Source organism: Vreelandella sulfidaeris Esulfide1 (assembly GCF_054072535.1).
The window spans coordinates 1,656,258-1,671,382 of the sequence record NZ_CM133364.1 but is presented as its reverse complement, the minus strand read 5'-3'; the positions used below and the strand labels follow the sequence as shown (position 1 = coordinate 1,671,382).

Sequence of the window (15,125 nt, the reverse complement as noted above, 5' to 3'; positions counted from 1 at the left end):
TTTTTCACCCGTCGTAAGGGTAGAGAGTTAGAGCAAGCAAACATGCCAGATTTGTCCCCGCCGTCAGCCAGAAAATGACTTGAAAGGCAGTTTTCTGGGTTTTATGCCGCAGCCGCTGCTGAGCAAAGAGCCCGCCCGGCCAGCCACCCAACAACCCAAGCAGGTGTAACGACTTCTCGCTCACTCGCCGTCGCTGTTTGATAGCGGCCTGTTTATCAATAGCGTAGGTAACGTAAGCGAGAACGCTAACCACAACGTAAAAAGTGGCGATTAAAATCACAGTAAAGACTCTTAAACGATGAGGAGCTACTTGCGCCGCGGGGAAGGCTTACCTCCACCCGCTGGCTTACCGCGCCCAACACGCCCTTTACCAACGGGCTTAACACCTGCTTTTCCTTTAGCGCCCTTGCCTGGCGTATTGCCTTTCGGGCCGGCAATTTTTTTTGCGCTGACTTTTCCACTGGCGGCCTTTTTACCCTTGGGAAGCGGTTTAGCCCCAGCGGCTTTAGTTCCAGCAGCCTTTGCGCCAGCTTTTGCAGGTTTCTGGCGCTCTTTGGCGGCGGGTTGGTTGGTCTTTCCTGCGTTTGAACGCCCGCTATAGTTGGGCCTTGCCGGTTTGCTTTTCTTTTCCGGCACGGCTTCTGATTTTTCGGTCAACGCGATAATGGTGTCGATCTCTTTAGGGCTAAGATCGCGCCAGTCGCCTAGTGCTAAGCCCTTTAATGGCACATTCATAATGCGCGTACGAATAAGCTGGGTGACCTCATAACCGAAGTATTCGCACATGCGCCGAATTTGCCGGTTGAGCCCCTGCACCAAGGTAATCGTGAACACAAAGGTGGACTCTTTGTGCACCTTGCAGCGTTTGGTCACCTTGCCCAGAATCGGCACGCCACGCTGCATGCCGTCGATAAATTCGTCGGTAATCGGCTTGTTCACCGTTACCTGATACTCTTTCTCGTGGTTGTTATTGGCGCGCAGAATCTTGTTAACCAGATCGCCATTATTGGTTAAAAAGATTAACCCTTGGGAGTCTTTATCGAGCCGACCAATGGGAAAAATACGCGTGCCATGTTTGACGAATTCGACAATATTGTCCTTTTCGCTGGATTCGGTGGTACTCACAATTCCCACCGGCTTATTCAGCGCAATAAGGACAAGATCCTCCTCTTCCTGTGGCTCGATCTCCTGGCCATTAACCTTGACCAGATCTCCCGCAACCACTTGGTCGCCGGTCGTGGCACGGCGTCCGTTAATCCACACATTGCCCTGCTCAACAAAGCGGTCGGCCTCGCGGCGAGAACACATGCCACTTTCACTAATGTACTTATTAATGCGGGTAGATTTTCGTAACGACATAAAACGCCATGTGGCTATAGAGAGGTAAAAAACGATTAAGAGGTAATTAACGATTAAAAGGAGGAGCCAGGCTGCTTCAGGAAAGCCAGCTCCTCGTCAGTAGAAGCCCGCCCCAACAGTGCATTTCGATGTGGATAGCGCCCGAAGCGATCAATAATCGCCTTGTGACGGACTTCAAAATCGAAATTTTCCTCTAACCCTGGCTGATCAAAGAGCTGCATCGCAGCCTCATGAATGACCACCGACTCACTGTGCATAAAGGGCATATATAAAAATACCCGTTGCTGACTGGTCAGCTCTGCGTCTGCCCCCGCAGCCACCGCCTCCTGGGCTAGCGCCAGCGCTAAGGCATCATTGCCAAAGGCGCGGGCATCGTCTCGGTAGATGTTGCGCGAGAACTGATCCAGCACAATGATTTCCGCCAGTCGCCCATGAGCCGTTTGCCGCCAAGCGAAGCACTCGCACCGTGCAGCCTGGGCATGCACGGTGCCAAAACGTGCCAGGATCTTACGGTCCATCTCAAGGTCTTTTTTAAACCACTGAGCGGGCGTCAACGCCTCAAACCAAAAGTCGAGTACCGCTTGAGCATCTGAGGACATTGTCGCCATCCTGTTCAGTGGAAGTTGCGCTAGCGCGCGGTGAATTTAAAAATTTAGCCCGTGTTACGTAAGCCAGCGGCAATCCCTGCCATGGTAACCATCAAGGCCCGGGAAAGATCGGCGCTAATCGCCCCATCGGCGTCGCGATTACGCTGCAGCAGCTCCGCCTGCAAGCCATGTAGCGGATCAATGTAGGGGTTACGAACATCGATAGCCTGGCGAATCAGCGGCGTGTTCTCCAACAGCTTTTCCTGCTGCAATATATCCAGTACGGCCTCTTCCAAGCGCTCAAAGCGTTCACGCAGTTTTTTACCCAATGCTTTAAGCGAGGGCTCGTCGACAAGACGGTGCTCGTAGTAAGCGGCAATCGCCACATCGGCTTTGGCCAGCAACATTTCAAGCATGTCTAAATAGGTGCCGAAGAAAGGCCACTCATTGCGCATTTCTTGCAGCACATCGCGCCCACCGGGTTGTTCTAAGCGTGTTGAGAATGCTTCACCGCTGCCCAGCCACGCGGGCAGCATTAAGCGAATCTGCGTCCACGCAAAGATCCATGGGATCGCCCGCAGGGTTTCAACACCGCCATCCTGGCGCCGCTTGGTGGGGCGCGAGCCTAACGGCAACCTGCCTAAAGCACCTTCCGGCGTTACTGCCCTAAAGTAGGGAACAAAATCAGGATCTTCCCGTACCACGCCCACATAAGCGCCATGTGCGACCTTGGCCAGCTGGTCCATCTCATCACGCCAGTGGGGTTCAGGCGTGCGAGGCGGCAATAACGTGGCCTCCAATACCGCACAGGCGTAGATTTCCATAGAACGCAGCGCAATATCCGGCTGGCCGAACTTGAAGCGGATCATCTCGCCTTGCTCAGTCACCCGCAGGCTACCGTTTACCGAACCGGGGGGCTGGGAGAGAATCGCTGCGTGAGCCGGACCGCCACCCCGGCCAACGGTACCACCACGACCGTGGAATAAGGTTAAATCGACACCATGATGCTCACATACGTTGACTAGCGATTCTTGAGCCCGGTACTGCGCCCAAGCAGCAGCTAACTGACCGGCATCTTTGGCTGAATCGGAGTAGCCAATCATGACTTCTTGGCGATCATCGATAAGCGAACGATAGCCAGGGATTGAGAGCAGTTTATCTACCACTTCGCCTGCGTGGTCCAGGTCGTTGAGGGTTTCGAACAGCGGTGCGATAGGCAGCGTGACCTGTCCGCCTACCTCTTTCATTAGCAGTGCCACGGTGAGCACGTCCGAGGGCTCAGCAGCCATGGAAATAATGTAGGTTCCCAGGGCTTCGGAGTGCTCCTGAGCGATCACCTTAAAGGTATCCAATACTTCGCGAGACTCAGCCGAGCATTCCCAGCGACGCGGAATGAGTGGCCGGCGCGAGGCTAACTCGGCAAGCAGAAACTCCTGACGTTTGGTTTCATCCCACTCCTGGTAATGGCCCAGGCCAAGGGCGCTGGTCAGCTCTTCAATCACCTGTGCGTGGCGGCTGGCCTCCTGGCGGAGATCCAGTTTGGTCAGCGTTACGCCGAATACAGCCACCCGGCGTAGCGTATCGAGCAGCGCGCCGTTAGCGATGGTATCGAGGCCGACATCACACAGTGAACGGTAGCAGGCGAGCAGCGGTGAGTAGAGCTGATCGCGGGTTTCGATAATCGGCCCACCATCATAGTTATACCCTTCAAGCTCTGCTTTGGCCCAATCGCGGGTCGCTTCCATTTTTGCCAACAGGCGCTTCAGCACTTCACGATACGGCTCGGTGACATCGCCCGCCTCGGCTTTTAGCGCGCTGTTGGCTTTCCACATGGAGAGTTCGGTTTTCAGCTGCTCAAGGTCGCGCAGGTAAAGATCGGCGGCCATCCAGCGGCCCAGCAGCAATACTTCGCGTGTTACCCGGGCGGTCACGTTGGGGTTGCCGTCCCGGTCGCCGCCCATCCACGAGGCGTAGCGAATCGGTGCGGCATCCAGAGGCAAGCGCTCGCCAGCCGTATCCAACAACAGGTTATCCAAATCCCGATGGAAGTCCGGCACTGCTTGCCAGAGTGAATTTTCAATGACGGCAAAGCCCCACTTGGCTTCATCGACCGGGGTGGGCCGCTCATGGCGAATTTCATCGGTGTGCCATGCCTGGCTAATCAGCTCTTCCAAACGTCCTTGGGCGCGAGTACCACGTTCGGGGTAATCGTCCGAACTCTCAATAGCGGTTAGGCACTCGTCAATAGCGTCATATTTTTGAATCAGCGTTCGGCGGATAACTTCCGTAGGGTGCGCAGTCAGCACCAGCTCGACGCGCATATTGGCGAGAGTTTCGACCAGCTTACGCGGTGAGTTACCCGCTTGCTGGGCACGCTTTAGCAGTTCGCCCAGCACCGGCTGAGAGCCGGGCTTGTAATCCTCGACTCGACGAAAGCGTGCCCGATAGTGCTGCTCGGCAATGTTGGCGAGGTTTAAGAATTGGTTAAACGCCCGGGTGACCGGCAGTAGGTCATGCTCAGGTAACTGGCGAAGATATTCGATCAATTCTCGTTGCTGTAGAGAATCACCCTGGCGACCGCGCTTGGCATGCGCACGGATCGTTTCAATCTTATCGACAAATGCTTGGCCCAAATCGTCGGCAATGGTTCGCCCCAGGCTATCGCCCAGAATACGCACGTTATCGCGCAGAGATTCGTGTAGGTCGTGACTCATTAGCATGGCCTCCTTGCAGGGGTCGCGTCATTATTAGATCAGGATTGGGTAGGTTGTTTTTCTTGTGGCTGGGTTTCTAGTGCTTTGGCTGCCTGCCAGTGGGCTTCCATCTCGTCTAAAGAGGCCTCCACTAGCGGCCGACCAGCAGCGCTCAGCTCGCCCTCGACATAACGAAAGCGACGCTCAAACTTGGCATTCGTCTTGCGCAGGCACTGTTCCGGGTCAGCGTTCAGGGTGCGTGCAAGGTTGGTCACCGCAAACAATAAATCGCCGACTTCTTCTTGAGCATGCTGTTGGTCACCGGCGGCGAGCGCTTCCTCTACCTCCGCCAGCTCTTCACGAATTTTTGCCACTACGCCGCGAGCATCAGGCCAATCAAACCCTACCCGTGCGGCACGTTTGGATAGTTTGGCGGCGCGGCTGAGAGCAGGCAGTGTGCGCGGTACGTCGTCGAGAACTGAGGGCGTATTGGCCGTGCGTTCCGCACGCTCTTCAGCCTTCAACGACTCCCAGCGACTGTTGACCTGCTGAGTTTGCACCTCTTCGGCGCTTACACCTGGCGGGCGGCGGGAAGCCAGGGTGCCCTCAGGAAAGACGTGCGGATGGCGACGCAGCATCTTGGCGGTAAGCGTATCGACAATATCGTCAAAGTCGAAGCGCTGCTCTTCTGCCCCAAACTGAGCGTAATAGACCACCTGAAAAAGCAGATCGCCCAGTTCACCGGGTAGCTCGTCAAAGGCGCGCCGCTCAATGGCATCGGCGACCTCGTAGGCCTCCTCTAGCGTGTGCGGCACAATGCTATCCCAGTTCTGCTGCAAGTCCCACGGGCAGCCCTGCTCAGTGTCGCGTAGTACTTGCATGAGCGTCAGCAGGTCCTCCATACGATGGCGCATCATGCCCCTCCCTTACGTACTTGCTGTTCCGGGTCGGCATTGCGCAAGCGGCGGACTTCGGTGACGTTGGGCAATTGCTGGATGCGTGAAAACAGTCGTCCTAGAGATTCCAGCCCGTCGACTTCCAGCGTTATGCGCAGTCGGGCAATGCCCTCATCGGTATCGGTTAAGGTATTCACGGCAAGTACATTCACTTTTTCATTTCCGAGCAGACCCGTCACATCACGAAGCAGCCCCGAGCGGTCCCAGGCCTGAATTTCGATGGTCACCGGATAGCGGGTCTGGGCGCGTTCGCCCCACTCTACTTCGATAATGCGCTGAGGCTCGTCCAGGCGCAATTGCAGAATATTGCTGCAATCCTGGCGGTGTACGGTGACACCGCGGCCCTGGGTAATAAAACCGATGATTGGCTCGCCGGGCACCGGTCGGCAGCAGTTCGCCATACTGGTTTTCAGGTTGCCGACGCCCAGTACCGTAATGTCACTTTTGGTGGCTTTGCTGGATTGCCGCTTAGGCTTGGCAAGTAGGCGATTAAGCTGATCCTGGTCGTCGGTTTCACCAAACAACTGCTGGGCCTGATGCAGCACTTGGCCGATACGCAGGTCACCGGCACCAATCGCGGCGTACATATCCTCAGCATTAAGGTAGTTAACGGCCTTGGCCAGCTTGGGCAGGTCGAGCCCCTCGACATCCAGGCGACGCATTTCGCGTTCAAACAATGCGCGCCCTTCGTCAAGATTCTGATCCCTCGCTTGGTGCTTGAACCACGCCTGGATTTTGGCCCGCGCCCGGGAGGTGCGCACATACCCTAAGCTGGGGTTTAACCAGTCGCGGCTTGGGCCACCTTTGGTAGCAGTAAGAATCTCCACCTGCTGGCCAGTTTTCAACTTGTAGGTAAGCGGTACGATGCGTCCATTAATCTTGGCGCCACGGCAACGGTGACCGATTTCGGTATGCACGCGGTAGGCAAAATCGATAGGCGTGGCAATGCGCGGTAAATCAATGACGTGGCCGTCGGGGGTAAAGACATAGATACGGTCAGGGGCCACATCGCTGGAGAGACCTTCGCGCAGGTCACCAAAACCGCCCACTTCGTCCTGCCACTCCAATACCTGGCGCAACCAAGCGATTTTCTCTTCGTAGCTACGGCTTTTGGCGTTGGTATCGTGCCCCTTGTATCGCCAGTGGGCACAGACGCCCAGCTCCGCTTCGTCGTGCATGGCGAAGGTACGAATTTGAATTTCGAGCACCTTGTTTTCAGGGCCCATCACGGCGGTATGCAATGACTGATAGCCATTCTTTTTGGGGTTGGCGATATAGTCGTCAAATTCGTTCGGCACGTGGTGCCAGCGCGAGTGAATGATGCCTAGCACGGTGTAGCAGTCGGCTACCTCCGGTACTAGAATACGCACCGCGCGTACGTCGTGAACCTGTGAAAAATCGATCCGTTTACGCTTCATTTTGCGCCAGATCGAGTAAATATGTTTGGCCCGACCATCCACGTCGTAACGGTGAATGTGCTGGGCCTCCATTAAGCCTTTAATAGTTTCCACCACATCGTGAATATAGCGGTCACGGTCGAGGCGCTTTTCCGCCAGCAGCTTGGCAATCGCTTTGTATTCATCTTCGTGCAAGTAACGAAACGATAGATCTTCCAGCTCCCACTTAAGCTGGCCGATGCCAAGGCGGTGAGCCAGAGGTGCGTAAATATCAGCAACTTCTCTGGCAACCTGTAAACATTTTTCCCGTGGAGCGTCTTTTACCTGGCGCAGCGCACAGGTACGTTCGGCAATTTTGATCAGCGCGACGCGTACATCTCCCACCATATTGACCAACATCTTACGCAGGTTTTCCTGCTGGTTGTGTTGGCCCATGCCATGATCAGGCGCCAGCGGATAGCTGATAGCGGCCATTTGCAGCACGCCGTCAATCAGGCTGGCCACTTCAGCACCGAAGCGTTTTGTGACTGCGTCAAGACTCAGCAACCCCTCCCGCACTGCGCGGTAGAGCACGGCGGCTTCCAGGGTGGCTTGGTCCAGTTTCAAATCACCCAGTATATCGGCCATTTCCAGGCCCATACGGAAGCTAGAGCCAGGTGTCAGCCATACGCGATGATGGCGTGGGGCCTCAAGTTCTAACTTCTCGGCAAGCTCGCAGGCATCGGCTAAGCGCTCAGGATCACGTAGACGCACATCCTCTTGAAGACGTGTTAACCATTGCTGTATATCCACCTTTCCGCTAGCGGTTAGCGGCTGGTCTTCACGCACTTTCACCATGACAATTACTCATCCTTTCAGGGAGACGGCCTCCACACGGCCTGCACCGTGGTTTGAAGCAATAGTCCAACGGCTGGCCCCGGCTTTAATCCACATCAGCTTCAAAAAGCACCAGTGTTTCCATATGCGCAGTGTGAAGGAACATATCCGCCACTGCTACTTGCTTAACCCGGTAACCCGCATGCACAAGATGTGCCGCATCCCGGGCAAGCGTTGCGGGGTCACAGGAAATATAGACCACCTTGGCGACCGGGTGACGTGCCAACGCCTGACAAATCGCTTCACCACCGCTGCGCGGGGGATCAAGCACGAGCGCATCGGAATCAGCATGTTCATCCAGTAGCTGCTTAACGCTGCCGGGGTCGCTCAAGTCGGCCTGCTGACCACTAACCATCAGCTCGTTATGCTTCGCATTGATAGCAATCCGCGCCACCATGGCAGGGTTTCCTTCCACTGCGTGAACCTTAGCGCCAGCGGCGGCGATGGGCAGGCTGAAGTTACCAATACCCGCAAACAGGTCGAGAATCTTTTGCTCTGGCTGCGGCGCTAACCACTCTATGACCCGGGCGACAATTTGCTGATTAACCTGGGCGTTGACCTGTAAAAAATCGCCCGGTGCAAAACTTAAGCTAAGTGGTGTTTGGCCATCGAGCACTAGCGACTCTTCCAGCACAGGCGCTGCGCTATTCCAGTGCAATGTGGGGGTATCACGCCCCAACCAAGTGCCTAGGGCCACCTGCTGGTGTTGGGCAAAGGCTTGCCAGCGCTCGGCATCTTGCGAATGCTCTTTTAACTGACGCACTAACACCACCTGAGTGGTCGCTGTTGCCAGCAATTCGATATGCCCCACTTGGCGCGGAGCATCTAAGCTTTCCAGCAATTCACGCAGTGGCGTTAATAACTGCTGTAAGGAATCCACCAACACCGGGCAGCGCTCGATATCCACCAACCGGTGACTATGCGCGGCGCGAAAACCGAGGCGCGTATTGCCTTGGCTATCGACTTTGACGCCCAGCCGCGCACGGCGGCGATAGCCTTGGTCATCGCCTTGAATCGAGCCGATGTCCTTGAGCGTAATACCTTGGCGAGCAAAGAGGTCGCGCACGACGTCTCGCTTATGGGCGCGCTGGGCATCGACGTTTAAGTGTTGTAAATCGCAGCCGCCGCAGTGGCCAAAATGTGGGCAAGGCGGCGTGACCCGCTGCTCCGACGTTGTCAGCAGAGATTTAATATGCGCTTCGTCAAAGCGTTTGCGGGTCAGATGAACTGCCACGTCGACATGCTCACCGGGCAATGCCTGATCAACAAATACGGTTTTACCGTTGGCAGAATGGGCAACGCCACGACCATCATGCGCTAAGCGTTCAATGACAAGCGGTGAAGCATCTTCAGTTGCCGTGTGCGGTGCTTTGCCGCCCGGCGTGCGTGCTAACCCCGAATGACCTGACGCGGGCCTGGGCGGTCGCCGTTTTCCCAACATGGCCATCGTTATACTCCTGGGGCAAAAAGGCCAGTCGATAGGTAGCGATCACCGCGGTCACAGACGATAAATACGATCACTGCGTTTTCCGTTTGCTCAGCAATGCGCAACGCACCGGCCAAGCTACCACCCGATGAAACCCCGGCCAAGATGCCCTCTTCACGGGCCAAACGCCGCATGTGCTCTTCGGCCTCTTGCTGGCCGATATCCAGGGTGACATCCACCCGCGGCGCTTCAAAAATGGCCGGCAGGTACGCCTGGGGCCAACGGCGAATACCGGGAATACTGGCACCATCGGCAGGCTGCAAACCGACAATTTGAATCGACGGATTCTGCTCTTTTAAATAGCGGGACACACCCATAATAGTGCCCGTGGTGCCCATTGAACTCACAAAGTGAGTCACCTCACCCCCGGTTTGTTGCCATACTTCAGGACCGGTGGTGCGGTAGTGCGCTAGCGGGTTGTCCGGGTTAGCGAACTGATTTAGCGGTTTACCTTCACCTTTGGCGATCATGTCATCCGCTATATCGCGCGCTTCTTCCATGCCCCCCGCTTTGCTGGCAGAAATTAACTTAGCGCCATAGGCTGCCATTGCCTGTTTACGTTCTTCCGAGGCATTTTCAGGCATTACCAATACCATCTTGTAGCCTTTAATCGCCGCTGCCATCGCTAGCGCAATGCCGGTATTGCCTGAGGTCGCCTCAATTAGCGTATCGCCGGGGGTAATATCGCCACGGGCTTCTGCCTCGCTAATCATGGAGAGTGCGGGGCGGTCCTTGACCGACCCAGCAGGATTATTGCCCTCAAGCTTGGCTAACAACGTATTGTTGCGACCGGCGCTAATACGCTTCAGGCGCACTAAAGGCGTGTTGCCTACCACCTCTTCTAACGTGGGATAGCTCTTGAGATAGCCCTTAAGATCATTCATGAATATTCCTTATCGTCACCATTATGCTGCATTATATCGGTGCTGCCTTGAGCTTGACAGGCAACCTTATTGAATCAGCGAGCTTCTTTTCATGTCCTTGAACACCCGTCTTCTGTTTGCCTTGCTCGGTTTCCCGCTTCTGGTATACGCCACGATGGCGGTATTACTAGTTATACAGAGTGATACGGAAGCTCGAACCGCACTGCAAGAGCGCTTGGAAGCTGCAAGCGAGTTACTTGCTCCAAGCTTAGCTGAGGCGCTTGCAGAAGGTGATTCACAGCGCCTGGAAACGATGACGCAACAACTACTCAATCAAAAAGGGGTGCGTACGGTTGGGCTGTTTAACGAGCAAGGCAATCGTGTGTTATTAGCCGGCCAAACCACGCCACCACCCCTTCACGCACCTGCCGAAAAACAATTACTGTTGGAGGAAGACGCTTGGCGACTGCGTTTACCCCTGGGTGTTCCCAGCAACCATGCCAATCAATTCAATGCGGATCAGGTTAGTGCAAGCGCTGGCTACATTGGCTGGCTGGACATAGAGGTCGATACGCGGGCGCTTACCCTGGGGCGTTATAAACTGATTGCAAGCCTTAGCTTGGGCGGCATGCTACTGGGCCTGCTGATGTTTTTAATCGCTTTCTCCATTAGCCGCTATGCCACTCGCCCTATAGAGGAAGCCAACCAGGCTCTTTACCGCTTATCTCGTGGTGACTATCGGCTACATCTGGCGCCCTCTAATACCCCAGAGCTTCATCACCTGACCAGCCATATTAATGCGCTTGCTGAGCATTTTCAGCAGGCTCAGCGGGATATGCAAACCCAAATCGAGCAAGCAACCAGCGAGCTGCAAGAGTCAATGGAAACCATTGAAGAGCAGAATATCAAGCTTGATTTGGCACACCGCAGTGCACTGCGCGCTAATGCGGTGAAATCCGAGTTTTTAGCTAATATGAGTCACGAGATACGCACCCCACTCAACGGCATTATCGGCTTTTGCCGATTACTGGGTCGCTCTTCTCTGGACAAACGTCAGCAGGAGTGGTTACAGCACGTACACCGGGCTTGCGACAACCTGCTCATGCTAGTGAACGATGTACTCGACTTTTCCAAACTGGAAGCTAATCGCCTTACCCTTGAAGAGGCGGATATCGACATCGTGGCACTGGTGGATGAAGTGGTGGGGCTGCATGCTCCAGAAGCTCAGCGCAAACAATTACACCTAGTGGCGATGGTCTATGACGATGTTCCCACGCCGCTATGCGGTGACCCGCTGCGTATTCATCAAGTGTTAAATAATTTGATTAGTAACGCGCTCAAGTTCACTCAGGAAGGTGAAGTGATTGTCCGTGTTATGCTGGATAACCAGGAAGGCCAGCATGTGGTGCTTAATCTCAGCGTTAGCGACACGGGGATTGGCCTTAGCGACGATCACCAAAAGGCGTTATTCAGAGCTTTTTCCCAAGCTGAACCCAGTCATTCACGCCACTTTGGCGGCAGTGGCCTCGGCCTTACTATCTGCCGCCAACTTATTGAGCGCATGGGGGGCGAAATAGAGATGGAAAGTGAGTTGGGTAAAGGCACTACCCTCTCCTTCACACTGCCTATGCTAGCTCACAAAGCTATCGAACGCCCCCCGGAAATTAGCCTGCCTTACCCGACTATTCGCTTATATGAAACCCATGCGCCTACCCGACATGTACTCGAACATCTGCTACAACGCTGGGAAGCGAAGCCGATCGCATTCAATGATCCTGAGCAAGCGCAACTGCTCATATTAGGATTGGAGATCGGCGATTTTAGCCCCGAACGCCACAGCCACTGGCAAACAATCATTGACCAAACATCTTGCCCGGTATTAATTTTAGCCAGCGGCAATAGTTTCGATCTGCCGTCGCTACACTTACCTCATGGCGGCGAGATTCTTTACAAACCCTTTTCTCGCGCCCAGTTAGTCACCTCGCTGAAGCAGCTTCTATTACCTGGCGCAGCGAAAAACAAAACTGCCGAGACGTTATTAGCGCTGCCCAATGCTTCTCAGTCTCTCACGCTATTGATTGTCGACGATAATGCGTCGAATCGTGAGCTGCTCAAAACGATGCTTGAAGACCCGACCTTGCACGTGACCACGGTGGAAAGCGGCTACCAAGCGCTGGAATTTGCACGAACTCAAAATGTTGACATGGTGTTGATGGATATCCGCATGCCGGGGATGGATGGCGTGCAAACAACTCAGGCGCTGCGCCGACTTAGCAGTACCTGGGCCCGCTGTCCGATTATTGCGGTCACTGCGCATGTGCTTACTAGCGAGCGACAGAAATGGCTTGCGGAGGGGCTGGATGACGTACTGACGAAACCCATTGATGAAGAACAGCTACATCTATTACTTCAGCGCTTTTTGGGGGTTACCCACCGGCTAACCGCTAGTCACTCAACACCTACACTAAAAACCAACAGCAAAGCCGCCCATAAGCCGGGATTTAGCCACACGGCTCCCGCCACGCTACCTGTCGTTGATCTTGAGATGGGCGCGCGCCTGGCAGGGGGCAAAGAATACCTGGCGCGCGAGCAACTAAAACGGCTCATCGATAGCTTAGATGAAAGTGAACAGCATATGCGCTCTGCTTTTGCGCAACAAAATTTGCCGACATTGCTCGATTGGGTACACGGCTTAAATGGCGCCAGCCGCTACTGCGGAGCGCCGGAGCTGGCCTTGTTGGTCGAGACATTGGAAACCCGGCTACGCACCACTGGCCTGGAACACGTCGAGCAACTACTGGAGGATCTATACCAGGCAATGGCAAGGCTACGCACGCACCGCCCGCTTCTTCTCAGGCACTAATCCACGAGAGCTAACAACGAACAGAAGTTAATAACGAATAGAAGTTAATTACGGAAGTTCAATCACGAGACTGTTAACGTTCCAGCACAACAAAGGCGATTGCATACTCCGCCTCATCACTCAAAGTGATATGGCTGGTTGTGACGCCTGCCACCGTCAGTAGTCGCTCGGCTTCACCACTAAGCAGAAAATACGGTTTACCCAGAGCATCGTTAATAACCTGAATTTCGCCCCACTGCATTCCTTGGCGTAAGCCTAGTCCCAGGGCTTTAACGAATGCCTCCTTGGCAGCAAAGCGTTTAGCCAAAAATGCTGTAGGTTGAGATTTTTGCAGCCAAAGCGCATGTTCATCGGGCCCTAAAATGCGCTGAGCAAAGCGCGGGCCGTGCCGTTGCACGGCTCGTTTAAAACGCTCAACACGCGCGATATCAGAGCCAATCCCAACGATCATCGGTTAATGCCCGCAGCAGCCATTATGTACGTGCTCAGCATGATCGGCATGCTCGTGATCGTGTTCAAGGTCATGCGCATCCAGTGCCGCCATCAAACCTGCTTCCTGGCCTGCGATGATTAAGCGCTTCATTTCCTGCACGGCTTCTTTCAAACCAACAAACAGTGCACGGGCGATGATGGCATGGCCAATGTTAAGTTCATTAACGCCAGGTAGGGCCGCAATCGCTTCCACGTTATGGTAATGCAAACCGTGCCCCGCATTAACCACCAAGCCCAACGTGACGGCATGGGTGGCCGCTGTCGTTAGCCGATGATACTCCGCATTCGCTTCATGGCTGCCTGGCCGGGCTTCTGCGTAGGCCCCTGTGTGCAGCTCAATGGTGGGTGCCCCGGCCCGCTGGGCAGCATCAATTTGCTCAATGTCAGGGTCGATAAACAGAGATACATCGCAGCCAGCTGCACTCAGCCGCTGGCAAGCGCTGGCAATAGCATCGAAGCCGCCAACCACATCCAAACCGCCCTCAGTGGTCAGTTCCTCGCGCTTTTCGGGCACTAAACAGACATGCGCGGGGCGTATCTCCTCGGCCAGAGACAGCATCTCTTCGGTGACAGCCATTTCCAGGTTCATGCGCGTATTAAGCACTTCGGCCAGAATGCGCACATCACGAAGCTGGATATGCCGACGATCTTCACGCAGATGCACCGTAATGCCGTCAGCCCCCGCTTCTTCAGCCACTAAGGCGGCTTGAACGGGATCAGGGTAGCGGGTGCCTCGGGCTTGGCGAAGTGTCGCAATGTGATCAATGTTGACGCCTAACAGGATCCGAGGGGGGTGCATGGTGCCTCCAATGCAATAAAGAAAAAAGGTTAGGGATATGAGTATCCGAGTATCCGTTTATGGGCGATGACGACGCCGAGCTAAGTCGAGCATTAGCTCCCGCGAGCGTAAAACAGTGGAACCCAGATGTGGCGCCAGCGCGGCGCGCATTACCGCTTTTAACGCATTGGCAAGCCCTTCATGCTGCCAATCACCCTGCTCAATGTAGCGTAGCGTTCTTCCATCGAGCCCGCGCTCGGCGGCTATAAATGCCCGGCTGGCGGCGTCAAAGCGGTAGCGGAGCTGAGGATCCAAAACGCTACCCTCTGGTGTCGTAAACTGCGGCGTGGCCTCAAGCGCCTCTAGCAGCGCCCACTCATAGCGACGCAATGCCAACGCCCTTTCCGCAGGGGCTGGTAAGGCTTCCAGTAACGCCGTATAAAACGCGAACACATCGGCTGCAGGCAGTTCGAGCGGCAATAGCCGTGTGGCAATTTCGTTAGCGTAAAGCCCGCATAATAAACCTTCACCCGCCAGCAATGCCGTCTGACCGCGTGACTCCATCAGCGTGAGCCGCTTTAGCTCACGGCTGCCCTGCCACGTCACGAAAAGCGGAGTAAAAGGCTGCAAACGTTGGCGCGATTTTGAACCGGGCCGCTGACCACCGTGGGCGACAGCGCGCACTCTGCCGTTATTAAGGGTTAACAAATCTACCAGTGCACTGGTTTCACGGTATGGCCGACGGTGGAGTAAAAAAGCCGGCTCTGGCGACATT

Annotated in this window: 12 protein-coding genes; 1 reads left to right on the top strand and 11 read right to left on the bottom strand. The window is 55.0% G+C overall.

The window, feature by feature from the left end:
• Positions 1-4 precede the first annotated feature (4 nt).
• The 8 genes from ACW44H_RS07685 to cysM all read right to left on the bottom strand — a co-directional run bounded on the left by ACW44H_RS07685 (position 5) and on the right by cysM (position 10,238).
• Positions 5-280, bottom strand: a complete 276-nt coding sequence (locus ACW44H_RS07685; protein WP_457508189.1) for a DUF1294 domain-containing protein — start codon at positions 278-280, stop codon at positions 5-7.
• 26 nt (positions 281-306) lie between these two features.
• On the bottom strand, positions 307-1,359 hold the full coding sequence (rluF, locus tag ACW44H_RS07680) for a 23S rRNA pseudouridine(2604) synthase RluF (protein ID WP_457508187.1): 1,053 nt from the start codon (positions 1,357-1,359) through the stop codon (positions 307-309).
• Positions 1,360-1,412: 53 nt separating this feature from the next.
• On the bottom strand, positions 1,413-1,958 hold the full coding sequence (locus ACW44H_RS07675; RefSeq protein ID WP_457508185.1) for a DUF924 family protein: 546 nt from the start codon (positions 1,956-1,958) through the stop codon (positions 1,413-1,415).
• A 53-nt stretch (positions 1,959-2,011) separates the two neighbouring features.
• Positions 2,012-4,660: a phosphoenolpyruvate carboxylase gene (gene ppc, locus ACW44H_RS07670; protein WP_457508183.1), complete on the bottom strand. Its 2,649-nt coding sequence runs from the start codon at positions 4,658-4,660 to the stop codon at positions 2,012-2,014.
• Positions 4,661-4,698: 38 nt separating this feature from the next.
• On the bottom strand, positions 4,699-5,553 hold the full coding sequence (gene mazG, locus ACW44H_RS07665) for a nucleoside triphosphate pyrophosphohydrolase (protein WP_457508971.1): 855 nt from the start codon (positions 5,551-5,553) through the stop codon (positions 4,699-4,701).
• Complete coding sequence (relA, locus tag ACW44H_RS07660; protein WP_457508181.1) at positions 5,553-7,829, bottom strand: GTP diphosphokinase; 2,277 nt, start codon at positions 7,827-7,829, stop codon at positions 5,553-5,555. Before relA ends, mazG begins: the two co-directional genes overlap by 1 nt.
• 85 nt (positions 7,830-7,914) lie before the next feature.
• Entirely contained in the window at positions 7,915-9,315 is a 1,401-nt protein-coding gene (rlmD, locus tag ACW44H_RS07655) for a 23S rRNA (uracil(1939)-C(5))-methyltransferase RlmD (protein ID WP_457508179.1), read from the bottom strand.
• Between the two features lie 2 nt (positions 9,316-9,317).
• Positions 9,318-10,238 carry a cysteine synthase CysM gene (gene cysM / locus ACW44H_RS07650; RefSeq protein WP_457508177.1) on the bottom strand — a complete coding sequence of 307 codons (921 nt, stop codon included), beginning with the start codon at positions 10,236-10,238 and terminating at the stop codon, positions 9,318-9,320.
• 91 nt (positions 10,239-10,329) lie between these two features.
• Between cysM and ACW44H_RS07645 the strand changes: the two genes are divergently transcribed.
• Positions 10,330-13,080 (top strand): response regulator, encoded by a 2,751-nt coding sequence (locus tag ACW44H_RS07645; protein WP_457508175.1) that lies wholly within the window; start codon positions 10,330-10,332, stop codon positions 13,078-13,080.
• 73 nt (positions 13,081-13,153) lie between these two features.
• Here the strand turns inward: ACW44H_RS07645 and acpS are convergent, their stop codons facing one another.
• Genes acpS through recO form a run of 3 tightly spaced genes read right to left on the bottom strand, consistent with a single transcriptional unit; the run spans position 13,154 to position 15,124 of the window.
• Entirely contained in the window at positions 13,154-13,531 is a 378-nt protein-coding gene (gene acpS, locus ACW44H_RS07640) for a holo-ACP synthase (RefSeq protein WP_113268089.1), read from the bottom strand.
• A 3-nt stretch (positions 13,532-13,534) separates the two neighbouring features.
• The gene (gene pdxJ, locus ACW44H_RS07635) at positions 13,535-14,371 is read right to left on the bottom strand and encodes a pyridoxine 5'-phosphate synthase (protein WP_457508173.1); all 837 of its coding nucleotides are present in this window, start codon (positions 14,369-14,371) and stop codon (positions 13,535-13,537) included.
• Positions 14,372-14,428: 57 nt separating this feature from the next.
• On the bottom strand, positions 14,429-15,124 hold the full coding sequence (recO, locus tag ACW44H_RS07630) for a DNA repair protein RecO (protein WP_113268091.1): 696 nt from the start codon (positions 15,122-15,124) through the stop codon (positions 14,429-14,431).
• Position 15,125: the final 1 nt, after the last annotated feature.

What these genes read in the sequence shown, in the direction of transcription:
- rlmD (WP_457508179.1), bottom strand. Translation starts at nt 9,315, where the DNA reads ATGGCCATGTTGGGAAAACGGCGACCGCCCAGGCCCGCGTCAGGTCAT.
- acpS (WP_113268089.1), bottom strand. Translation starts at nt 13,531, where the DNA reads ATGATCGTTGGGATTGGCTCTGATATCGCGCGTGTTGAGCGTTTTAAA.
- ACW44H_RS07645 (WP_457508175.1), top strand. Translation starts at nt 10,330, where the DNA reads ATGTCCTTGAACACCCGTCTTCTGTTTGCCTTGCTCGGTTTCCCGCTT.
- ppc (WP_457508183.1), bottom strand. Translation starts at nt 4,660, where the DNA reads ATGAGTCACGACCTACACGAATCTCTGCGCGATAACGTGCGTATTCTG.
- pdxJ (WP_457508173.1), bottom strand. Translation starts at nt 14,371, where the DNA reads ATGCACCCCCCTCGGATCCTGTTAGGCGTCAACATTGATCACATTGCG.
- recO (WP_113268091.1), bottom strand. Translation starts at nt 15,124, where the DNA reads ATGTCGCCAGAGCCGGCTTTTTTACTCCACCGTCGGCCATACCGTGAA.
- ACW44H_RS07675 (WP_457508185.1), bottom strand. Translation starts at nt 1,958, where the DNA reads ATGTCCTCAGATGCTCAAGCGGTACTCGACTTTTGGTTTGAGGCGTTG.
- relA (WP_457508181.1), bottom strand. Translation starts at nt 7,829, where the DNA reads ATGGTGAAAGTGCGTGAAGACCAGCCGCTAACCGCTAGCGGAAAGGTG.
- cysM (WP_457508177.1), bottom strand. Translation starts at nt 10,238, where the DNA reads ATGAATGATCTTAAGGGCTATCTCAAGAGCTATCCCACGTTAGAAGAG.
- rluF (WP_457508187.1), bottom strand. Translation starts at nt 1,359, where the DNA reads ATGTCGTTACGAAAATCTACCCGCATTAATAAGTACATTAGTGAAAGT.
- mazG (WP_457508971.1), bottom strand. Translation starts at nt 5,553, where the DNA reads ATGCGCCATCGTATGGAGGACCTGCTGACGCTCATGCAAGTACTACGC.